Genomic DNA, 23,359 nt, shown 5'->3' on the forward strand with positions numbered 1-23,359 from the left:
ATGAACCTTAGCGTAAATAAACAGGGGTTAAGAGAGGGTTAACTTAAGAAAAATAACGCCCAGAAATTCTGGGCGTTCATATTCGAGAAAATCAGAAAACTGACGGTGAGATTAGAATTGATAACCCACTTTTAGTTCAATACCCCGCTCTGCACCATACCAACAGTTCACGTTGTTGTAGCAGCTGTAATACTCTTTATTGAACAAGTTGTTAGCCATCACATCCACACTAGCACCTTGTAGATTATCGCTCAATTGGCCCAGATCGTATCCTAAAGAGAGGTCAACGACCGTGTAGCTGGGTACTTTACCTTGCGTATTGGTGGCATCCATAAACATCTCCCCGACATAACGAGCCCCGGCACTGATGCGGCTACCACTCAGCACACCTTGCTCTTGACGATAAGTACTCCATAAAGTGGCGCTATGTTTCGGCACATAAATAGGGGTTGTCCCTTCTAGCCCATTCGCGCTGTCTTTGCTCACTTCAACATCCGCATACGTATAACCTGCGGCGATATCCCAATTGGGTAAAATCCACCAACGAGCTTGTAATTCTACCCCTTGAGAACGCACTTTCCCCACTTGGATATCATCTTGATAATTCGCAGAAGCGGGGTCAGTCACGACCACGTTTTTCTTCTCGATCCGATACAGTGAAGCGGTGGCCTGCTGACTCATATCGGCGGATTGGTATTTCACCCCAACTTCTGTCTGCTCTCCCACTTCGGGTTTAAATGGCTGGCCAAACTTACTGTCTTTGCCAGCAACCGGTGAAAAACTGGTCGCAAAATTGATAAAGGGTGCAAACCCAGAATCAAATTGATATAAAGCGCCAACTCGATACGACACCTCATGATGATTCGCTTTGGTAGCGGTCAAGGCATCCACATACTGGCTACGGCTTTCATAATGGTCATAACGAGCCCCAGCAATCCATACCCATTGGTTCCAGCGCACTTGATCTTGAAAGTAGACCCCTAACTGTTTAATCGAAATGTTATTTTTAGCTAAATAAAATGGGCTCAGGCTACTGGGATCCAACAGGTTATTATTGGGATTGAAAATATTAAATTGATAAAAACCGGCATTGGTAGTGGCATATTCATATTCCCTATATTCTGAATCCCCTTTTAGCCGCTGGTAGTCAAGGCCAAACAAGAGGTTATGCTCAACACTTCCCCACTGAATCACCCCAGATAACTGGTTATCGACCACAATGCCGGTGTAGTCTTCATCGGTGCTATAGATATTACGATATAACTCACCGCTGGTTTCATCAAAACCACTGGCGAGGTGATAGGTATTTTTTTGTGATAAGGAGGCATCGGTATAACGCAAGTTTTGTAAAACACTCCACTGCTCGGTCAACTGATGCTGCACTTTATAACCTAATATCAGCACCTCTCGCTCAAATTGGCTCCAATTGACATCCCCCGCATGAGTCGAGGGGGAGGTAGAACCATTAGCATTGCTCGTGACCATTCCTGAGGCGGGCAGTGCTGAGTTCATTCCCATCGATGGATCGTTTTGGTAATAGAGGTTGAGGTTTAACAAAGTTTTATCATTAATCTGCCAATCCAACGACGGGGCAATAAGGTAACGCTCCTCTTCTGTGCCATCAACCTGACCGTCCTGCTTACGGGCTTTAGCAATGATGCGATAAGCCGCTTGCCCCTCTTTGATTGCCCCCGTGGTATCCAACGTGACTTGTTTTAAGTGACGAGATCCGGTTGAAGCCGTCACTTCCGTATGGCGCGTTTTTTGTGGCGCTTTGGCGATCACATTGACCATGCCACCAGGCGGCATTGAGCCATACAGTACCGAAGTCGGCCCCTTAAATATTTCTACCTGTTGCATGGCAATCGGGTCAATCTGCGGCTGTAAGTTCCAACCTTTCAAATACTGCAACAGCAACCCATCGTAATAACTCTGATCAACTTGAAAGCCTCGGATATAGTAATTATCGTACATGGTAACCGCACCACCTTTGGTTTCAGTCACCACTCCCGGAGCGTAACGCAGCGCTTGCCCTAAAGAAGTCACCCCACGCTGTTCTAATTCAATACCATCAAGCACGGTAATACCTTGCGGTGTTTCATCCGGCTCAAGGGCGGTTTTGGTCGCCGTATTACGATAGGTTTGGCCTAAAATAGTGACGGTTTCTAATTCCGCCGAGACCGCTTCTTGAGCAAAAGCGGCTGGCATAATAAAACTGGCCAGCATGGCCAACGCGATCGGCGAATAAGAGATTGGTTTGTTAAATTCCATGATGTTTCAACTACCCTGCTTTTTCTTATATGAGAATAAATATCATTTTTATTCTATGGTAATAAACATGGAGAAAGTTAACAATTTGGAGCATCTTCCTATCGCTAAATCACTTCTATCGGTAGCCAATATTCCATTTCTGCCTCAGCATGATCACCACGATATCCAATTGGGTAGCGTTCTAACTCAATCCCATCGACACTGCGATACGAAGAATGAGGTAACCAATGAAAAATAAACCATTCCAGCGTATTAGCGAGGTGAATCACTGGGCCTTTATGTTTCACCACAGCATAGGTTTGGGCAGGAATAACAAGCTGTTTTGCGCCCACCAAAGGGTGCAACGTACCCGCTAAATAAGGTAAAACATGCCCATTCAGTTTGGTTCCAGTCACATCAATCACGCCCACTAAGGCTTGCTGTTGAACGCTTGAAAATGACTGATAGAACTGCTGCCACAATTGAGGCACTCGATAGGAAAAATCGGGCGCTTCAGAAAATAGCCCTTGTATTGTCCCACTCACCCCATAAACGGCGAATGAATCGGCTGACTCGACTTTGACTTCAATGAGTTGTGATCTGTGTTCATTCACCGATGAGCCATCGCTTCGATGAAAAGGCTTACGCAGCCCGATACGACGCCCTTGCTTTCGGTAGTCTCTCGGACTCACGCCAAAATGCTGTTTAAATGCTCGACTAAAGCTGATTTCGGAATTAAATCCTAAACTCACCGCAATATCGATCACGCGGCTTGAATCTGCCAGTAAAGTTTCCGCCGCGGTACTGAGTTTGAGTTCTCGAACATAGTTCGCCACCGTTAACCCTGTTTTACTTTGGAACACACGTTGCAGTTGCCAGCGCGACCAACAGCTCTGCTGGGCTAACTCATCTAATGTCAGCGGTTGATCTAAATGATTATGGATGTAATCCAATAACTTACAGATACGTTCAAAAGAAACAGAAGGAACATTCATTGAGCTACCACCTCATCATAAGGCTATAGTGTCGCACAACGATATCGATAATGAGAAGTCTTATCAATAAAATTATCAAAAAAAGGCAGCGGTCAGTAAGGGTCTATCAAGCACTGACCACCACCTAAAAAATGCTTAATGTACGGCTGAAGTATCCACCGCGTACTTCGGTTTAGGAGCAAACCAGATCATGCATGCAGCGACGGCAAAAATAACCGCAATCATCAAGAATAACTGGTTGGTCGCCACCATGACACTCTGGTTTTGTAAGGTCCAATCTATTGCTGATCGCGCCTGATCGGTACTCATTCCTGCATTTTGCATCGCTTGGCTCGCTACGCCCGCTTTATCCGTTAAACCCGATAATTCCGCATGCACATAGCGAGATTCTCGCTCCCAAAAAGTATTGATCATGGAGGTCGCAAAAGCGCCAGATAAAGTACGAATAAAGTTCATCAACCCCGCTGCCGATTCCATTTCATGCATTCTGACGCTGCCTAGCGCAATCGCAGTCAATGGAACAAAAAATAGCGGCATCCCGATACCTTGGAAAAACATCGGCCAGCTAATTTGCGAAAACGTCATGTCTACGGTGCCAAAACTACGCATAAAGGTCCAAAAGCCCAGCCACATTACCCCAGCAAAAACAAAAGGCCGAGGATCGTATTTCGATGATAAGTTAGCAATAATGGGGGCGAGGAATACGGCCAATATTCCCATGGTCGCCGTGGCATACCCAGAAATCGTCGCGGTGTAACCCATATAGATTTGCAACCACAATGGCGTTAACACAGAAATACTAAAGAAAGCACCAAAGGCCAGTGACAACGTCACCATGCTCATACTATAACCGCGATGCCGAAAGACCTTGAGATCCACCACAGGGTTACGTTCCGTCAACTCCCAAATCAGAAATGCCACAAAACCAATCGCCGCAATCACGGCTAATGTGACAATCCGTGATGATTCAAACCAGTCGTGATCTTTACCTTCGTCCAGCATAAGTTGCAAAGCTGCCACCCACACCACTAATAATAAAAGTCCAACTTTATCAATTTTAGAACGAACGGTTTTGGTCTCAAATTTCTGTAACAACGTCCAGCAGATCAAAGCAGCCCCTATCGCAAACGGCATTTTTACCATAAAGATATATGGCCAACTAAACTGGTCACACAGCACTCCACCTAAAATCGGCCCCATTATCGGTGCAATCAATGTGGTCATACTCCAAATACCAATGGCGACATGTCCTTTATTTTTAGGAAAAATTCGCATCATTAAGGTTTGCGATAACGGCATTAATGGCCCACCAGAAAAACCTAGAAAGACCCGAAACATGACTAATGTACTCATGCTGTTTGCCATTCCACATAGCAGTGAAAAAACGCCAAACAGCAGAAAACAAGTCACAAACACTCGGATAGACCCAAAACGTGAAGCCAGCCACCCCGTCAATGGTACGGATATCGCCTCGGCAACCGCATAAGAGGTGATGACATAGGTTCCTTGACTCGTTGATGTGCCTAAGCTTCCGGCAATGGTAGAAACAGAAACATTGGCAATGGTGGTATCTAAAATAGCCAGAAAGTTCGCCATTGCCAGACACAAGGCCCCCACAAACAGTGCCCCACCTGACAAAGGTTTGATCTCATGGTCAAAAGCGTGACTCATCCTCTCACCTTAACCTTGTTCTGCTAATTGGGTTGCCCGATATTGCACTAACGTTTGTGCGTTAATTTCAGCGGCGGTATCAATAGTGACAATCATTGAAAGCCCCACCTGCAAGGGATGACTCTGCAACTCTTTCGGATCCAATTCAATTCGTACGGGCAAACGCTGCACTACCTTAATCCAGTTACCGGTCGCATTTTGTGCCGGAATCATAGAAAACGCCGAACCTGTTCCGCCCGAAAAACCCGCTACCACGCCATGGTAAGTCACGTCATCGCCATACAAATCGGCCGTTAATGTGACTGGCTGGCCAATTTTTACATCACGCAGTTCTACCTCTTTAAAGTTGGCATCAACGTAAATCTGGTCAACAGGCACCACGGTCATTAATGGCATCCCAACTTGAACTCGACGCCCAACTTGAACCTGACGCTTAGCCACCACACCGCTGATAGGGGCACGGATACGAGTTCGTTCGAGATCAATCATTGCTTGTTCATAACGTGCTTTAGTTAATAAAACCTCAGGGTTGTTTTCTACGGTCGTATTATCCGTTAAAGCGGCATTGGCTTTTTGTGAACCGATACTCGACAGTCTCGTCGCTTTTGCTTGTGCCATTGCTGCTTGAGCGGCATGCAGATTCGCTAGTGCTTGATTATACCCAGTTTGTGCATTGCTCAGCTCTTCCCCTGATACCGACCCCGAGCGCACAAGCTCTTCACGACGAGTTAAGTCTATTTGCGCTCGTTCAAAGTCCGCTTGCGCTGCACTTAGCAGTGCTTTTGCCCGTTGTTCATTGGCGTTTTGCGCTTCCACCAAAGCGGTGAGCCCTTCATCGTTGGCTAAATAGCTCCGAACACGACGCTTCGCCAGCGCTAAATCAGCTTCAGCTTGATTCAAAGCCAAACGAGCATCGGTATCATCAATCTGTACCAATACTTCACCTTTGTGGACATATTGAGTATCCACCACATTAACACTGGCAATAATACCGCCCACCGCTGGAGTCACTTCCGCGATTTCGGCCGCAGCATACGCATTATCGGTTGAAACAAAGCGTGAACCAATAAAGTACCAATAAGTGCTGTATCCCCCACCAGCAATGATGAGCGCCAATAAAAGAAGTAAGAACCCTTTTTTGCGAGATTGTGAAGCACGGTGAGCATCAACATGTTCTGTTGTTTGTTCAGACAAATTCATAAGAAAAACCTTTTAAAACCAAATCAAGAATGAGAGAGCGAAAACCCACCGCCTAAAGCATGAATAAGCGCGAGATCTAAGCTAAATACACGAGACTGAAGGTTAACCAACGCCCGTTGGTTATTGAGTAACGTCTCTTCTGCGACCAAAACATCCAGGTAAGTCGCTAATCCCCCTTGATAGCGATTATTGGCAATGTGGCGAGCTCGCTCAGCTTGTATGACGGCTTGTTGCGTTTTTGCAATCCGCTCATCCAACGCCTGAGTACTGGTCAACACATCCGCAACGTCATGCAAAGCTTGATTTAACGTAGCGTTATATAAGCTGACCGACTCTTGATAACGGGCTTGAGCCGAAGTGAGTTGCCCTTCCAATCGGCCGCCCGTAAAGAGGGGTAAATAGATGGCCGGACCAATGCCGCCTGCATCATTACCACTGTTAAACAGATTATCGAGACCAAAAGCTTGATAACCGATGAATGCGGAAAAGCTCACATCGGGATAAAACATGGCTTGTGCGATCCCCACCCGCTCAGCCGCCGCCTCAGCCCGCCAGCGCGCAGCAACAATATCGGCTCTATGCCCTAACAGGCCAATACTGGCGTCTGCTGGCAAACCAAAACGAGCGTCGAGCGTAATGGTTGGAGCATAAATCGTTCGTGCGCGATCCGGCCCTTGCCCAACTAAAGCGGCCAGCGCATTTTTTTGTAATTCAATGGACTCATTTAATGCCAAAAGTTCAGCATCAACACTGGCAGCGATAGATTTTGCTTGGCTAACTGCACCCAATGTTTCAAGCCCGTTGTCGTAGCGTTTCTGTAATAACTCAACCGTTTTCTCCCGCACCTCTAAAGCCGCTTCTACCGTGGTTTGATTGGCATAGAGACGTGCCAGCTCTGCATAGGCATTGGCAATGGATGTCGCTAACATCAAACGAGCAGAAACGCTTTCAACCTCTGCGGCGGCCAACGTTGAGGTTGCCGCCGCAATCGACGCTCGGTTCTTACCCCAAAAGTCAAAGTCATACTGAAAATTAAGCGTGAGTGAGCCGTAATCATTCCAACCATGAGGTGGCGCATACGTTTGGTACTGATAACTGACTTTACTTTCTGTTACAGAAGCCGCTAACCCAACCTCTAACGAGCGAGCCGCCCCCGCTTGCTCGGCAATACCTCTCGCATTGTCTAACCGAGCCTTCGCTATTTGTAGCGTGGGGGAATACTCAAAGGCTTCAATAATTAATTGATTAAGCTGTGTGTCTTGATAGCGTTCCCACCAAGCATCCGTCGGCCATTCTATACTGGCATGATTGATAAAAGTCTGTTCGGTATTCCACTCCTGCATGGGCTTTATCTTGGTCAGATCTTGGTCTAGATCTGGACTTGCGCAGCCAAAAAGCAGCATGGCACTGAGAAAACTCATCGAAAAATAAGGAACCGATTGGCTCTGTATCGGCTTTATTTGAGTATTGAATTTCACATTTGATTACCTTATAACTGAACTGTACGGTACAGTTATACTCTTGACAGAAATGGATCGTCAAGAGAAACTTATGGAAATTTTTAGGCTGGGATCAATGCGCGAATGCGAGTAAAAAGTGAAGAAAAAAGACAAGCCATTTTAGAAGTTGCAAAAAATTCCTTTACACAACAAGGCTTTGAACAGACATCCATGTCTCACATTGCCAAAATGCTGGGCGGATCAAAAGCCACGCTCTATAACTACTTTAGCTCTAAGGAAGAGATCTTTTCTGCAGTTATGGCCTCTTCAGCCACCGAACAGATCGCCAATGCTTTCTTATCTTTAGATAAAAACCGTGATATTGCCCCTTCTCTGGAAGAGTTTGGCTCGAATTTTCTTAACTCGATCCTAGAAGCTGAAGCCATGGCGATTTATCGAATGGCGATCCATGAAGCGGAACGATCCTCCGTTGGACGACATTTTTACGAACAAGGCCCTAAAAAAGGCTGGACGCACGTCAGCGAGTATCTTGCCGCACAAATGAATAAAGGAATGCTAAAACCCTGCGATCCTTGGGTTTCCGCCATGCAATTTAAAGCTCTCCTGTCAGCCGAATACGTTGAACCGTTTGCCTTAGGGGCCATAGACAAACCCAATCAAGCACAAATAGATACCACCGTTCACCGAGCCGTCACCACCTTTCTTACCCTTTATTCTGCGCAATAAACCCTCTTTTGCATGGGTCAATGCTTACCGCACACTGACTCATGCGATCCATTTATAGTATCTAGCCCCATTTCTTTGCTATTATCCTCGCCATAGTCGGGGAGCCTTTGAGCTGAGATCGCACTGCGAGACCCGTTGAACCTGATTCAGTTAACACTGACGTAGGGAACTATCGCGGGCCATTTACGCTGCCAACGCAATCACGGCACAATACAATGCCAGTAGCGAGTTCCTCTTCGTCACATTTGGAGCCCGTTATGCCAACCACCTCTCTTTCTTCCCCTCCGATTGTATTAACCATTGCTGGCTCAGACAGCGGCGGCGGTGCGGGTATTCAAGCGGATATCAAAACTATCTCAGCGACTGGCAGTTATGCTTGCAGTGCCATTACGGCGGTGACTTCGCAAAACACGCTTGGAGTTTCGGCAATTTTCCCTATCCCGATTGAACATATTCATAGTCAACTGGATGCGATATTCAGTGATTTAAATGTGGCTGCGGTGAAAATTGGCATGTTAGCCGACAGCCAGATTATCCACGCAGTGGCGGATAAACTGCGTCAATATCAACCCACATTTGTTGTCTTAGATCCCGTTATGGTCGCAACCAGCGGTGATGTCTTACTGCGAGATGAAGCGATTAACCACCTTAAACAACGGCTTTTCCCACTTGCCACCGTGATTACCCCCAACTTACCAGAAGCCGCTGTATTAACTGGCGAGCCTTTACCAGAAAATGAATCTGAATTGAGCCAATTAGTGAGCGCACTCCAGCAGTTACCTTGTCAGGCGGTGCTACTTAAAGGTGGCCATTTTACTCAATCTTCTCACAGTAATGATTGGCTTATCACCAAACAGCAGGTCCATTGTTTTTCTGCCGATAGAATTCAAACAAACAATACCCATGGAACAGGCTGTACTCTCTCCTCTGCCATTACCTCTTACCTTGCGCAAGGTCAGCCACTTGAGCAAGCCATTGACAGTGCTAAACACTATATTTCCCAAGCGATCTTTTATGCTGACCAATTACATGTTGGTCAGGGACACGGACCCGTTCACCACTTTTATGTGACTCAATCAGGCGATCTTTCCCCTATTTTATCTATACTGGGTAAGAGGGAAAATTAGTTCCTTTTTTCGTTCGAATTTTTTGAACAAGCACGACAAGTTCCTCCGCTTTTTCAATCACGAACAAAGCAGTAAAGTAACTACCAAGCAATGAGGAACACCTTCTCAAATTTCAAATAGTTTAAAAGCACTTGGGTTGACCAAGTTCAAGGAGCAAAAGATGATTGAAGTAAGAAAAGCGGAACAACGTGGCCGTGCAAACTTTGGCTGGTTAGATAGCAAACACACCTTTTCCTTTGGTAGTTACTACGACCCACAACATATGGGTTTTTCAGAATTACGGGTGATCAACGATGATATCGTGACCCCCAGTGCAGGTTTTGAAACACATGGTCACCGAGATATGGAGATCATCAGCTATGTTTTAGAAGGCACCATCGCCCATAAAGACAGTGCTGGTAATATCAAAACACTACCAGCGGGTGAGTTTCAATTAATGTCAGCCGGTCGTGGTATTTATCACAGTGAGTTTAACGCTTCAGACAATGAACCATTACGCTTTTTGCAGATTTGGATTCAACCGAATGTTCAAGGCGGCGAACCGGGGTATCAACAAAAAGATTTTGGGAAACAAGTGGGCTTAACCCCCATTGCGACCCCGAGTGGTGAACAAGGCACACTACACATTAAACAAGATGCCTCACTGCATCAGTTGATTTTAGAGCCCAATACAGCGCTGACTTATGAAGTCACCTCTGGCCGACGGGTGTACATCCACCAAGTCCACAGCCAGTTAAATGTAAATGGAACCCTGCTCTCCCCTGGAGATGGCGCAAAAATCAGTAATGAATCAACGCTAGAACTGCGCAACGATTCTGATCTGCCCGTCACTGCTTTGCTGTTTGACCTACCATAGTCAGTCTCGATATAAACGCCCCAGAAATGGGGCGTTTGAGTGATAAACTATTTTATTGATCAGCTTTACTCTGAAGCGAAAAATACCCAACGACAGAGGGCTGAAAACCAAGCCATTCCCGACAACGCACCGTTAGCGCCATCGGGAATAAGTCAACAAAATCTACAGCTATTCAGGATCAGAGATGCAGGAGACGTAGTAAGTAACGCCATCGTTGTAGTTGGAGAACTCTCCAGTAGCAAGATTCATAACATAGATGTCAAGAGCATCATACGTCAAGTACTCTTTACCGGTCGGCCAATCACGTTTTTCAGACAGACTACCGTTTACTTTTTGAAGTTCTGTTAGTTCGCCCAAGTTGGCTACACGCCAGTTGCTTCGACCTTCAAGCTTCCCATCATATGCAGAACACAAATTGTGCGAATTAGCCCAAACGAATGTATAAAACTCGCCTGCAGCACCACTATTTCCGTGTTCAGTATAGGTACCATCTGTCATCCAAGTTGCTTCAATGCTGGTTAGGTAAGGCTTAGATGGTGAGTTAGTATACAGTGTCCCATCATCCTTACTATTGAAAATATCTATGTTCGCCCCAGCGATATCTGGTAAGCCATTGTTATTATTGTTATTGTTATTGTTATCGTCATCTAAATCTGAGACGCAGGAGGCGTAGCCAGAATTGCTATCTGGTTGATAGCCTTCGGCACCCAGGTTGAAGTACATGATCTGGCTGTCACCATCATTCCCTGGCTGAGGTGTCGAGGTGAAGTATGCTTGATCTATCGGCCACCCGAAGTCAGTATACATTAGTTTTTTCGAGCCAGAACTGCCATCATCTGGTAGCTTTTGAAGCTCATCTATTGTTGCTCTGCGCCAATTAGATTGACCAGCAAATTCTATATCGGCTAATTTCTTGCACCAACGCTCATACTGCCCATCGTTACGTAACAGAGCAAATTGGCGGCCAACGTAACTGTCCTTAAAAAGCTCAGCATAGCTATTACCACCGTTGATATCGGCATCTGAACTGTCTGACTCTTCATATCCCAGCGCCTCCATAACCGCAGCCGAAGGAGAACTGGTAAGCCATTTGTTATGCCCATCAGCAGGGTCTACAATTGCACGGATTTTTAAACAGTTACCCGCTGCATTCTCTTGGTCGGTATCGTTAATGCCATTTCCGTCGGCTAAATCCCCCACGCCATCGTGCCCACACACGGCAATGGGTTGATCATTTGAGCCGGAATCTGAACTTGAATTACACCCCGCCAATAAGGCGGTCATAATTAAAGGTAAACAGGCAAAACCACTTTTTAACGTTATTGCCATAAAGGCCTTCCTTATTTTCACTATTCAATTCAATCAAAACGTGACGTCATCCTTTACGCTAGGGTTACCCAAATCTATCCCCGTTACTATTTTGAATGAAATAGTAACGGGGTAAAAATAAGCTAAACGTCAGGAAGGCTAAACAAAAAAAACCACACGTAATGTGAGCGACTGCAAATAAATACCCACTAAAAAAAACAAAAATAAATATAAATCAACATGATATAAATTAAATACATTAATTAAAAAAAAACATTTCCAGCCAAAATCAATACATGAAAAAATAAAACATATGAGCAATATAATTTCCCTCTTTTTGAAATTATGATTCGGATATTAGGCTATTGATAAAACAGGCCCACTCGGATGAAATAACGATTTTTTGCGCTTTGATCACATCCTTGTCATTAAATGGTATAACAGGCTAACGCTTTTCGGTCATTCTTGATATATCGCAAGACATGGCGGGCTTAAGCCCGTTAATTATGACCTTTTCGTACCGAGCGCCTCTCCTAGCGGCTCGGTTTTCTCAAGCACGTTTTAGCAAGGAATTTTTATGTCTGACATTGCAACCAGTATTGATGCGATTCAACCTATGGCTGACGCCACTTCTGGGTCCATTTGGGGTTATGTTGTAGGAGGAATCGTTTTGGTTCTTGCTGCGGGGTATTTTGGATTCAAAAAAATCAATCAACCCGCCTTTGTCATTAAGCAAATGCGCAAACGCAATCGAAAAGAGATGCAAAAGCAAGGGATGGAAAGTACCGAAGCTTTAGCGGATTTGGATCATCTTCTCGATGCCGTTCAGCAATACGCTATTGATAACGGTATGAGTGGAACCGCAATGGTTCAACTGCTCGCCCCTCTCAATGATAAAGCCAAAGTGAACTCTGCCGCAGGTTTCTACCATGCGATGGCTTACATTGCGAAAAGCATTAATCAACCCCAGTTGGTCAAAAGCTTACAGAGCAAATCAAAGCAAGTAAAATCCAGCTCTCCACTGATGGCCGGGCTATTGAAACGCGCAGGCGTATGACCATATAACCTGTCTCAATCAAAAAAGAATTGACCTTCCCCCAAGGGGAACCTTTATGATTGGGACAGATTTTTGGGGTGGTTTACTATGCATTCAACGTTTTTTCGCATCACATGGATATGGGTAACGCTTTCGGCGTTACTGGTTTCTGGTTTTGCTGCGAGTGCCCCATCCCATTCTACTCTGCATGACCACCATGCACCGCCCATGGCGCAAACTCACTGTGCAGAAAGCAGTCACCTCACCCACTCTCAACCGCCAATGCACCATGCGCCGTCAGATACCGAAGATTGCCGATCGTTAGCAAACGATAATTGCTGTCCCTCCATGTGCATAAATGTGCCGATTATTCTTAATCAACGGGTTCTTTCCGCAACCGACGCCCCTTCAACACATTATCAAATTACCCTAGTCTCTGGTGACGTTATTCACCACACTCAAACCTTGTTTCGCCCTCCAATAGCGTAATCCATCACGATTTCACCTTTGTTATCGCGTTCTGTCTCCTAAGTACAGAACTCTGTTTTGCTGCGCTTTACGCGCTCAATTATGGATTACATCATGAAGCTAAAACCCTGCATGCTTGCGCTGCTTATCAGTGCATCGGCTTGGAATTCGCTACCTGTCTCTGCTCAATCAATCGAGCAGGCAAGTAACGCGTCTTCTCCCCGTTTGATCACCTTACCGCAACTGATAGAGGTTGCCTTAAATCACGATGCTCAGCGCCAGCAGTTCTATGCTCAGGCACAAGCCACTCGGGAAATGGGCATCGCCAGTGCGACCTTAATGGACCCTAAATTAAAAATGGGCGTCACCGGTTTACCCGTTGATAACTTTGCGTTAGACCAAGATCCCATGACCAATCTTTCCATCGGCCTGATGCAGCAATTTGAGCGAGGAAATACCCTCGACTTACAGCAGGAAAAAGCCAGCCAACAAGCCGATGGTATTGAACTGCAAATTGCCGTTCGTGAACGAGAAGTCATCAATAGCCTCACCCAACTCTGGCTTGAATTGGGCTACCAGCAACAAGCTGAGCGACTTTTATTAGAAAACCAAAAGCTGATGAAAGAGCTAGAAAGTGTTATCCGCACCAACTATTCGATTGGGAAAAACGAAGCCCAAGATTTACTCAATGCCCAACTGCTTGTCAGTCAATTAGATGAGAAACGGCAAGCGAACCAACAGGTACAGCAACGTATTTTGTCGCAACTGTCTGAATGGCTGGGTAGTGAGTGGTTACTCAATTCAGCCGCTTTTCAAGCAACCAATCAACTGGATTGGCAAGCATTAGAGCAGCAAATCAATACTGCCTCATCGCATCAGTATTTCTCTTTGCTCGCGCAGCATCCTATGGTCAAAATTGCGGAAACCAACATTACCGTTAACCAAACTCAGGTTAAGTTAGCTGAGCAAGCTTATGCACCTCAATTTGGTATCGAAGTGATGTATGCCTACCGCCAAGCTGACAATATGAAAGGTGAACCCGCTTCCGATCTCGTCAGTGCTTACCTCACGATGGATATTCCACTGTTTACGGGTAACCGTCAGGATCGCAGCCATGCAGCGGCTCAATATCAAGTGGGGGCGGCTCAGTCACAAAAAGATTTATTGCTTATGCAGATGAATGCCAAAGTTAATGCCTTACTGGTAGACAAAACCTCGCTAGAGCAGCGCCTAACGCATTATCAAACCATGCTTAAACAGGCGCGATCACGAACTCGTGCCGTTGAACGAGGCTACCAGAATAATACCGCTCAATTTAATGATGTGATTAGTGCAACACGAGATGAACTCGCTCTAGAACTAGAGCAACAGCGCTTACTGACGGACTTAAATCAGACGAACAGCCAGCTTGCCACGTTACTGGGCAGCGTCCGCTATACGGTGGATAAACCAACGCTACCCACTATTGATGCTAATCACTTTTGAGCAAAGGATACGACAATGAAAACATTACCGATAACAGCTATCGCTTTATTGATTGGCGGTACGTTGGGCTTCAGTGCGGCGCACTACTTCACACAACCAGAGATGGTTACAGACTCTGGTCATACCGCAGAAAACACCAAGGAGCCACTTTATTGGGTTGCCCCGATGGATCCCAATTATCAACGAGATAAACCGGGCAAGTCTCCAATGGGGATGGATCTCATTCCTGTGTATGCCGAAGAGGCTTCCCCAACACGTGACCAACCGGGCACCGTCCACATTGATCCTGCGGTTGAAAATAATCTGGGGGTCAAAACCGCCAACGTCGAATTCTCCAAACTCTCTCCTCGTATCGAAACCGTCGGCTACATTGCCTTCGACGAAAGCCAGTTGTGGCAAACAAACGTGCGCGTGTCTGGCTGGGTCGAAAAACTCTATATCAATGCGGTGGGCGAAAAAGTGAACAAGGGCGATGTGCTATTTACGCTCTACTCTCCTGAATTGATTAAAGCGCAAGAAGAGCTGCTCAATGCAAAACGTACTGGTCGAGAAGGATTGATTCAAGGGGCAACAGAACGGTTGATTTCGCTGGGTGTCGATCGAGAGCAGATTCGGCAGTTAATTCGCCGAGGTAAAGCCTCTCAAACCATTGAGATAAAAGCACTGGCCAATGGTGTGATCGCCAGCCTGAATATACGTGAAGGCGGCTTTCTCTCTCCCGCTCAAGCGGTGATCAGCGCGGGTCCTTTAGAGGAAGTTTGGGTGGATGCTGAAGTGTTTGAACGGCAAGCCCATTGGATAAACCAAGGCAGCCAAGCGACGATGACCTTAGATTCTCTGCCCGGCAGAGAGTGGCAAGGGAAAGTAGATTATGTCTACCCGATTCTTGATCCCAAAACGCGTACCCTTCGTATGCGGCTCAAATTCACCAACCCCAATGGTGAGTTGAAACCCAATATGTTCGCTAACCTGACGCTGCAACCCGTCAGTGATTCCAAGGTTCTGACGGTTCCGAAATCGGCTGTCATTCGCTCAGGTGGCATGACACGCGTGGTGCTTGCTCAAGGGCAAGGAAAATATCGTTCGGTACGAATTAAAACCGGCCAAGAAGCGGGCGATAAAATTGAAGTTTTGCAAGGGTTAACCCTGCAAGATCGCATCGTCACATCGGCGCATTTTATGCTCGATTCAGAATCGAGCCAACGTGCTGACCTCTCCCGTATTAATGGCATTGAGGATCCTGCACAAACAGTTTGGGCTAAAGGTGAAATCACCGACATTATGCTCAACCACCGTATGTTAACGCTCGTCCATCAACCGATCCCTGAGTGGAACTGGCCGGGAATGACGATGAATTTCACCGTGGCACAAGGGGTCGATCTACACGGATTAAGTCAAGGGCAAGCGATTGAGTTTGAGATGGAAAAAACGCCCTCCGACCAATATCAAATCATTGCCATCAAAGCCGATGACCATGTTGTAGCGGGTGAGGTTTGGATAAAAGGCGATATCTCTATGCTGATGGCGGATTTTGGCATGGTCACCTTGTCACACCCAGCTGTTCCTGAATGGAGTTGGGAAGCCGGTGAGCTCAATTTTTCCGTGGGCGACGAGATCAACCTTTCCGATTTTAAACAAGGAGAGAAGGTCCAATTTCTCGTTGCCAAAAACGGTTCTGACTATGTTCTAAAACAGCTTAAAGAACAAGGAGGTCAGCAATGATTAGTGCCGTTATTCGCTGGTCAATCAACAACCGTTTTTGGGTGTTAATCGCAACGCTATTTCTCATTTTAGGTGGGTTATATAGCGTTAAAAATACGCCCGTGGATGCCCTACCCGACCTATCAGATGTGCAAGTTATCATCAAAACCAGTTACCCCGGACAAGCACCGCAAGTGGTGGAAGATCAAGTCACCTATCCATTAACCACCGCCATGCTGGCCGTTCCGGGTGCAGAAACGGTTCGGGGTTATTCGTTTTTTGGTGATTCTTACGTTTACATCATTTTCAATGATAAAACTGATATGTATTGGGCGCGTTCGCGGGTATTGGAATACCTCAGCCAAGTCGCCCCTAAACTGCCGCCCAATGCAAAACCGACGCTTGGCCCTGATGCAACAGGGGTGGGTTGGGTCTACAGTTATGTGCTGCAAGATAAAACAGGCAAGCATGATTTGGCTCAATTAAGAAGCCTGCAAGACTGGTTCTTAAAATATGAGCTACAAACCGTCGCAGGGGTCTCAGAAGTCGCCACCGTCGGCGGAATGGTTAAGCAGTATCAAGTCCAGATTGATCCTGCCAAATTACGGGCCTATAACCTGACCTTGCAGCAGGTCAATATGGCGATTCAAAATGGTAACCAAGAGAGCGGAGCCTCGGTGATAGAAGTCGCCGAAGCAGAGCATATGGTACGCACAACCGGTTACCTCACCAATATTGAAGATATCCAGTCACTGCCGTTAAAAGTCACGGAGCGAGGTACACCGTTACTGCTTGGAGATATTGCCGATATTAATATCGGGCCACAAATGCGGCGCGGAATTTCGGAATTGAATGGCGAAGGCGAAGCGGTGGGCGGCGTTATCGTGATGCGTTTTGGTGAAAATGCCAGTCAAGTCATTGATAACGTCAAAGCTAAGCTGGCAACATTACAAAACAGCTTACCCGAAGGGGTTGAGATTGTGACCACTTACGATCGTTCAACCCTCATTAATGCTGCGGTGGATAATTTATGGCAGAAATTGGCTGAAGAATTTATCGTAGTGGCGATTGTGTGCGCCTTATTTCTATTCCATATCCGATCATCCTTGGTGATCGCCCTCAGTTTACCCGTTGGCATCCTGAGCGCATTTATCGTGATGCACTGGCAAGGTATTAACGCCAATATCATGTCGCTTGGCGGAATTGCTATTGCCATTGGCGCAATGGTGGATGGCGCTATCGTGATGATAGAAAATGTCCACAAACACATTGAGCGCACTCCCTTAACCGATAAAAATCGCTGGCAAGTGATAGGCAAAGCCGCAGAAGAAGTGGGTGCGCCCCTATTCTTCTCACTGCTTATCATCACATTAAGCTTTGTGCCTGTTTTTGCACTCCAAGGGCAAGAGGGAAAAATGTTTTCTCCTCTCGCGTTCACCAAAACGTATGCCATGGCCGCAGCCGCTGGGCTTGCCATCACTTTAGTGCCGGTGTTGATGGGGTATTTTATTCGGGGGCATGTACAACCTGAACATAAAAACCCACTCAATAGAGGGCTCATCGCTCTCTATCGCCCATTACTCAATTTGAGCCTACGTCATCCGAAATCCATCATTGCCTTGGCTTTGGTGCTCATGGCCTCGGCTTACTACCCAACCAGCCAGCTTGGTAGTGAATTTATTCCACCCTTAGATGAGGGTGACTTGATGTATATGCCAACCACGTATCCGGGAATTTCTATCGGTAAAGCGCGAGAATTGCTGCAACAAACCAATAAGCTCATTAAAACCGTACCCGAAGTTAAAACCGTCTGGGGGAAAATAGGTCGAGCAGAAACAGCCACCGACCCCGCCCCTCTGACAATGCTAGAAACGGTCATTCAGCTCAAACCAAAAGATCAATGGCGTGAAGGTGTCACCTCCGATTCACTGCGTAAAACGTTTAATCAGTTGGTGCAATTCCCCGGTTTAACCAATGCTTGGGTAATGCCGATTAAAACTCGTATCGACATGTTGGCAACCGGAATAAAAACACCGATAGGTATCAAGATTGCTGGGCCAGATCTCAAGGTCATTGAAAAAATTGGTGCCGATCTTGAGCCTCTGCTTCAGCAAATTCCGGGCACTGCTTCTGTCTATGCGGAACGTGTTGCGGGGGGACGTTACGTAACGATTGATATCAAACGACGGGCCGCGGCTCGTTACGGCCTCAGCATTAAAGAAGTCCAACAAGTGGTGTCAACCGCTGTGGGTGGCATGAATGTCGGTGAAACCATTGAAGGGTTAGAACGCTACCCGATTAACGTTCGCTACCCACAAGACTATCGTGATTCGGTTGTAAAACTGCAAGACCTCCCCCTTGTTACACCGAACGGGGCTCGTATTGCACTGGCCGATGTCGCAGATATCCGTTATGAGGATGGTCCACCAATGATCAAAACAGAAAATGCTCGCCCGAACGGCTGGGTATTTGTCGATATTGACGGGCGAGATCTCGGCTCTTATGTGCAAGAAGCACAGCAAGTAGTAGCGCAGCAACTGCTATTGCCTACGGGTTATTCACTAGCGTGGTCTGGACAATATGAATATATGGAACGTGCCAAAGCGCGGTTAAGCGTCGTTGTGCCCATCACACTGGCCATCATTATGCTCTTGCTCTACTTCAGTTTCCGCCGTTTAGGTGAAGTTCTGATCATCATGGGGACGCTTCCCCTTGCCATGGTGGGAGGCCTCTGGTTGATGCACTACCTCGGTTATAACTTCTCGATTGCGGTTGGCGTGGGCTTTATTGCGCTGGCGGGGGTTGCGGTGGAAATTGGGGTCATCATGCTGGTGTACTTAAACCAAGCTTGGCACTACCGAAAACTGCGGGCCGAAGAAGTCGGTCAGCCTCTTCAAGCCCACGATCTCATCGAAGCCATTCATGAAGGAGCAGGGCTACGCGTTCGCCCCATCATGATGACGGTCCTGACGGTCATCATCGGTTTGATTCCGATCATGTACGGAGAAGGTACGGGGTCAGAAGTCATGCAACGTATCGCCGCACCGATGATTGGAGGTATGGCATCGGCATTGTTACTCACCCTATTAGTGCTACCTGCAACCTTTAAGTTATGGAAAAACAAAGAAACCTCTCACCATTAACCAATGGGGCGAATTGCCCCTATGATGACAAACCGAAAAGGAAATGACATGAAAACACCGTTACTCGCACTCACGCTGACACTGGCTGCCAGTTCTGTATTGGCCGCTAAGATGGATCATTCACCAGCTCAGCACGGCAGCATTGACCACAGCCAAATGGATCATGGAACAATGCATATGGGCACCATGAAAATGGACCACGCTAATATGGCAGGAATGGATGATATGTCTGAGGTTGGTATGCCAGCAAAAGGGGCCAAACCGGATAAAGTCGTCCATGTCATATTAAGTGATGATATGACGATCACCTTTAAAAAAGAGGTCACCATCGAACCCAATGATGTCGTCCAGTTTGTGGTGATGAATACCGGGAAGATTGATCATGAATTTGCGATTGGTTCAGCCAAAGAGCAGTTGGAGCATCGCCAAATGATGCGCACAATGACCATGCACCACGATCACGATTCCGGCCGAGCCGTCACGGTTGCCCCCGGTAAAGCCAAGCAATTACTTTGGCATTTTCATGGTGAGCGACAGGTCGAACTTGCCTGTAATATCCCCGGCCATGCAGAAGCAGGCATGGTGAAAAAAATTCAGCTCTAATGAACAAAACGTAAGGGAGCCTAACATTGGCTTCCTTTTTTACCTTAGAAAACGGTATGACTATAATTGCCAGACAATTTTAAGGTTATAAATACCACCAGAATGTTTATCACGATCGCGCATCGGTTCTGCATATTCTAACCCAATATTCAGTTGCTCACCGATCCCCATTTCTGAGCCTACCGCAAACGAAGCAATATCATCATGTGCCAAAAGAGAGGGTTCAACATGATCAATATAAGCGTAATCAAAAACTAGATAAGGGTTAAAATAATATTCTCTTAGCTGCAGTTTTTTCATCACTTTTATTTCTGCCCCCACCCCTTGATCCCCTTTCAATTCGCCTTCTTTATAACCTCGACCATAATAAAAGCCACCATAGCTGGGTTGCTGGCTCGAAACCAAATGATCCTGACTGTATATGGCATTCGCTTTAAAAGACATTACCCAACGGGTATTGGTTTCATAGGACCCATAAAGGTTCGCTTCATAAAAGATAAAATCTTCGTCATAGCGATCAGAGCTATTAATTTCAGATTGATAGTCAAACCAAGGGGTAATGCTGGTATTTACCCCCAAATTTGTAAAAAAAATCATAGATTCTTTGATTTTATAATAATCGATATAAAGATTAGCCAAGCCATAATGGAGCTTTTCATTTAATGAACCTAGTGCATGGAAATCATATTTCCGTGACTCTTTTTCGTATAAAACGCTAGATTTCAAAAGCAGCTGTTGATCTTGCCGAATCAACATCGGATAAGAGAGTGCCAAGCTGATACTTTTCCTATTAAGGTGATGGCTATAATCCATTTCTCCATTATTAAATGTCAGTGTTTCTCTGTTTTCATCTGAAAAATAATCCGCCATCAACCGACTTTTCAAACCATTCATCTGCCAATCACTCTGAATGCCCACAGAGTAGTACTCTTCCTTTTCTTGGCTTTCTAACGGTACTAACCCTGAAACAATGAGAGTATCGATATAACCCAAAGCCGGATGAATCTGTAACCCTACAGACATATTTTTATCGGCATTTTTCTGTGAAGAAAAACCAACAAAAGGTTCAAAGACCTGCCTCTCTTGTACTGTAGTTCGAATACTGGTCGCTCCCGACAAGGTTTTGGGCCTTGGCAAAGCAATAGAAAAGCGATAACCCGGAATCTGATTAAGAAGATAAACAGCCCGATCTAAACGCTTTTGAGTCAACGGACGCTCATTAACTAAAGGCTCAAGAATATGCGCGACCCGTTCCTTGATAGATGGATGAGTGGCAATAATTTCTGTTCTTGCAATATACCCTTCAACTAAGGTGATAGTGAGCTTTCCATCCATAAAATGATTTTTCTGGATGGTGGCATAAGATAAGGCAATCCCTTTTTCTTGGTATAGTTGGTTTATCCGCTCTAGAGCATCCTTTAATAATGGCTCCGAATAAGATTGATGAGTGAGAAAATCAACCACTTTGGCTAAATCCACTAAATCGATCGCTCCTCCGCCAAGAAAATGGATGGATGATATTGTGCCAGACTTTTTATCGACGGAGATCTCCTGAGGTATAGGTTCAATATCCGCTGGAGAATAAATCTGTTTTTCATAGTCTTCATTTTTCTTTGGTTTGACGATCAAAGGTGGCTCATTTGCTCGGCTCAGCAAGGGAAGCGTAAACAGAGCAAATAAGATCCAACCTATTGAATGGTTTTTTATCATACAGAGCGCCTCTCTGAACCCGCATGGGTTCAGAATAAAGTGATATATCGCAGCAAACCATTACTCTAAAATCGGTTTAATCAGTTTACTTTTTAAAGAGTTTAATAATGATCCCTTATTCTCTGACTCTGAGATCACGGAAAGCGTATCATTAGGAATAATTTCCGCTATTTTCACATCCTCTAAGAGTTTATTTTGTGTCACACTCGAGACCCTATCAACCAAGTCACTTAATCGCTGTGATTTTTCATCCAGTAGCTTATCAATGGAGATGAGCGATTCAGGAAGCCCGAGTGACTCTCTATCGATGATCGAGGTGCCATTGACCACGTCATCCAATTTCGGGCCAAGGTTAAGCATGTCGCCTAAATTCTGTGTCACAATAGCGATGTCCCCTTCCAATAGCGCTTCAACTTCAAGCGTTAAGTGTGGTTCATTTTCTGACCAGAGAGGAAGTTCATCCACGTTTACCTGTTCAAAGAGCTCCTTATCTAACCCCAACTCTGACAAACGATCTTTACCATTTTGTTCAAGTAATAGAGCCGTGATACCATTTTCTCCTACAAATACGGTCCCTAAATCTTGCACAATGCCTTGGGTGTCCATTAATAGCGCTTTGGTTCCCGCCCCCACAGAATGCCCAGAGACATAAACAAATTTCGGTAGTTGTGTTTTCGCACTCCCCAAATCTTCAAATAAAATCAATGCATTCCCTTTCAGGTCAATCATGTCATTAGCCTGCATAACGACGGGAGCCGTCATCGCAGAAAGGTGCTCAGACAAACCATAGAGGCCGCCCGATTCAGAGGTATGCAGAGTCAGCCATTCACCAAGACTTTCCACTTCGCCCCCTAAGCTGGACACCGTTTCCCCGGTATAGGTGAGCAGCCCGGTATGGTTATTCAACTGCACAAAGACAGGTAAAGCATCCAATTGTTGGATGGCCGAACCGGTAGAAACAACCGTTGTCCCCACTCCCGTGGATGCTTCAGAAACGCCTTGTAGCGTCGTGGTTAAATAGGAATCGTCGAGTGCAAGCTGCTGATTTACAATAGGAACTCCTTCACCGAGTGTGGAGACCACATTCCCTAGGTTAACTAAAATTTCGCCTGAACCTGTGGTAATGCTATCCAAATTCTCGGTTAACTGACTCTGGGAAATCACCGCCCCCGATTCTGTGATAATATTTTTTGATGTCTGAGTTTCTGTTTGGTCATCGTCATTAGGCTCAGACACATCTTCCTCTTCTGAATTATTACTGGCTATTGTGCTTGTTCCTGCGCAACCAACAAATAACAGGGGAAAACACAATAACATTGCTAAAAAACGCATAGAAACAGCCATGATCCTTCTCCTCTGGTTTGCCGATTAAAAAGGAAAATAGCGATATACTCCGACATTATTGACCAACGTCTGCCAATAAAACCATCGATCATTCACCTAGCCTCGTTAATGGCAACCCATTACTGATTAATGCTCAGTTTTTAATTTACATACCTTAAAATAGATGGGAACTATTTTTAAGGTTTTTACAATGATGCAGATTAAATATCTAAGCCAAGTTTTATAAAAAATCCAGCTCATTGATATATTTATTTTTCAAAATTAAATCACTATTTT

Annotated in this window: 17 protein-coding genes and 1 riboswitch; of the genes, 9 read left to right on the forward strand and 8 right to left on the reverse strand. The window is 45.7% G+C overall.

The genetic code is table 11. The features are described 5' to 3' along the window. Nucleotides 1-111 precede the first annotated feature (111 nt). The 5 genes from EXA13_RS09395 to EXA13_RS09415 all read right to left on the reverse strand — a co-directional run bounded on the left by EXA13_RS09395 (nt 112) and on the right by EXA13_RS09415 (nt 7,537). On the reverse strand, nt 112-2,271 hold the full coding sequence (locus EXA13_RS09395) for a TonB-dependent siderophore receptor (protein ID WP_238132937.1): 2,160 nt from the start codon (nt 2,269-2,271) through the stop codon (nt 112-114). Nucleotides 2,272-2,375: 104 nt separating this feature from the next. Continuing rightward, nucleotides 2,376-3,245, reverse strand: a complete 870-nt coding sequence (locus EXA13_RS09400; protein WP_238132938.1) for an AraC family transcriptional regulator — start codon at nt 3,243-3,245, stop codon at nt 2,376-2,378. Between the two features lie 135 nt (nt 3,246-3,380). After that, nucleotides 3,381-4,916: a multidrug efflux MFS transporter permease subunit VceB gene (gene vceB / locus EXA13_RS09405; RefSeq protein WP_238132939.1), complete on the reverse strand. Its 1,536-nt coding sequence runs from the start codon at nt 4,914-4,916 to the stop codon at nt 3,381-3,383. A 9-nt stretch (nt 4,917-4,925) separates the two neighbouring features. Beyond that, on the reverse strand, nt 4,926-6,116 hold the full coding sequence (locus EXA13_RS09410; RefSeq protein WP_238132940.1) for an HlyD family secretion protein: 1,191 nt from the start codon (nt 6,114-6,116) through the stop codon (nt 4,926-4,928). 23 nt (nt 6,117-6,139) lie between these two features. After that, nucleotides 6,140-7,537: an efflux transporter outer membrane subunit gene (locus EXA13_RS09415; RefSeq protein WP_238133065.1), complete on the reverse strand. Its 1,398-nt coding sequence runs from the start codon at nt 7,535-7,537 to the stop codon at nt 6,140-6,142. 162 nt (nt 7,538-7,699) lie between these two features. Between EXA13_RS09415 and EXA13_RS09420 the strand changes: the two genes are divergently transcribed. The 3 genes from EXA13_RS09420 to EXA13_RS09430 all read left to right on the forward strand — a co-directional run bounded on the left by EXA13_RS09420 (nt 7,700) and on the right by EXA13_RS09430 (nt 10,285). Next, on the forward strand, nt 7,700-8,302 hold the full coding sequence (locus tag EXA13_RS09420; protein ID WP_238132941.1) for a TetR/AcrR family transcriptional regulator: 603 nt from the start codon (nt 7,700-7,702) through the stop codon (nt 8,300-8,302). A gap of 87 nt (nt 8,303-8,389) precedes the next feature. Beyond that, a riboswitch (TPP riboswitch) is annotated at nt 8,390-8,487 on the forward strand. A gap of 30 nt (nt 8,488-8,517) precedes the next feature. Then, nucleotides 8,518-9,429, forward strand: a complete 912-nt coding sequence (thiD, locus tag EXA13_RS09425) for a bifunctional hydroxymethylpyrimidine kinase/phosphomethylpyrimidine kinase (protein ID WP_430794483.1) — start codon at nt 8,518-8,520, stop codon at nt 9,427-9,429. Nucleotides 9,430-9,589: 160 nt separating this feature from the next. Continuing rightward, nucleotides 9,590-10,285 (forward strand): pirin family protein, encoded by a 696-nt coding sequence (locus EXA13_RS09430; protein WP_238132943.1) that lies wholly within the window; start codon nt 9,590-9,592, stop codon nt 10,283-10,285. Between the two features lie 168 nt (nt 10,286-10,453). Here EXA13_RS09430 and EXA13_RS09435 read toward each other — a convergent pair whose 3' ends face one another. Further along, entirely contained in the window at nt 10,454-11,614 is a 1,161-nt protein-coding gene (locus EXA13_RS09435; protein WP_238132944.1) for a DUF1566 domain-containing protein, read from the reverse strand. Between the two features lie 556 nt (nt 11,615-12,170). Here EXA13_RS09435 and EXA13_RS09440 point away from each other — a divergent pair. The 6 genes from EXA13_RS09440 to copI all read left to right on the forward strand — a co-directional run bounded on the left by EXA13_RS09440 (nt 12,171) and on the right by copI (nt 20,029). Then, on the forward strand, nt 12,171-12,650 hold the full coding sequence (locus EXA13_RS09440) for a hypothetical protein (RefSeq protein ID WP_238132945.1): 480 nt from the start codon (nt 12,171-12,173) through the stop codon (nt 12,648-12,650). An 87-nt stretch (nt 12,651-12,737) separates the two neighbouring features. Continuing rightward, nucleotides 12,738-13,118: a hypothetical protein gene (locus EXA13_RS09445; protein ID WP_238132946.1), complete on the forward strand. Its 381-nt coding sequence runs from the start codon at nt 12,738-12,740 to the stop codon at nt 13,116-13,118. 93 nt (nt 13,119-13,211) lie between these two features. Further along, nucleotides 13,212-14,582, forward strand: coding sequence for a TolC family protein (locus tag EXA13_RS09450; RefSeq protein WP_238132947.1), 1,371 nt, complete (start codon nt 13,212-13,214; stop codon nt 14,580-14,582). Nucleotides 14,583-14,597: 15 nt separating this feature from the next. Continuing rightward, nucleotides 14,598-16,304, forward strand: coding sequence for an efflux RND transporter periplasmic adaptor subunit (locus tag EXA13_RS09455; RefSeq protein WP_238132948.1), 1,707 nt, complete (start codon nt 14,598-14,600; stop codon nt 16,302-16,304). Beyond that, on the forward strand, nt 16,301-19,426 hold the full coding sequence (locus EXA13_RS09460) for an efflux RND transporter permease subunit (protein WP_238132949.1): 3,126 nt from the start codon (nt 16,301-16,303) through the stop codon (nt 19,424-19,426). The genes EXA13_RS09455 and EXA13_RS09460 overlap by 4 nt, the downstream gene beginning before the upstream one ends. A gap of 48 nt (nt 19,427-19,474) precedes the next feature. After that, nucleotides 19,475-20,029: a copper-resistant cuproprotein CopI gene (gene copI / locus EXA13_RS09465; protein ID WP_238130770.1), complete on the forward strand. Its 555-nt coding sequence runs from the start codon at nt 19,475-19,477 to the stop codon at nt 20,027-20,029. A 60-nt stretch (nt 20,030-20,089) separates the two neighbouring features. Here the strand turns inward: copI and EXA13_RS09470 are convergent, their stop codons facing one another. Further along, the gene (locus tag EXA13_RS09470) at nt 20,090-21,739 is read right to left on the reverse strand and encodes a POTRA domain-containing protein (RefSeq protein WP_238132950.1); all 1,650 of its coding nucleotides are present in this window, start codon (nt 21,737-21,739) and stop codon (nt 20,090-20,092) included. A gap of 60 nt (nt 21,740-21,799) precedes the next feature. After that, on the reverse strand, nt 21,800-23,083 hold the full coding sequence (locus tag EXA13_RS09475) for a collagen-like triple helix repeat-containing protein (RefSeq protein ID WP_238132951.1): 1,284 nt from the start codon (nt 23,081-23,083) through the stop codon (nt 21,800-21,802). Nucleotides 23,084-23,359 lie beyond the last annotated feature (276 nt).

It is taken from the genome of Vibrio cincinnatiensis (assembly GCF_022113815.1).
Classification (GTDB): Bacteria; Pseudomonadota; Gammaproteobacteria; order Enterobacterales; family Vibrionaceae; genus Vibrio; species Vibrio cincinnatiensis_A.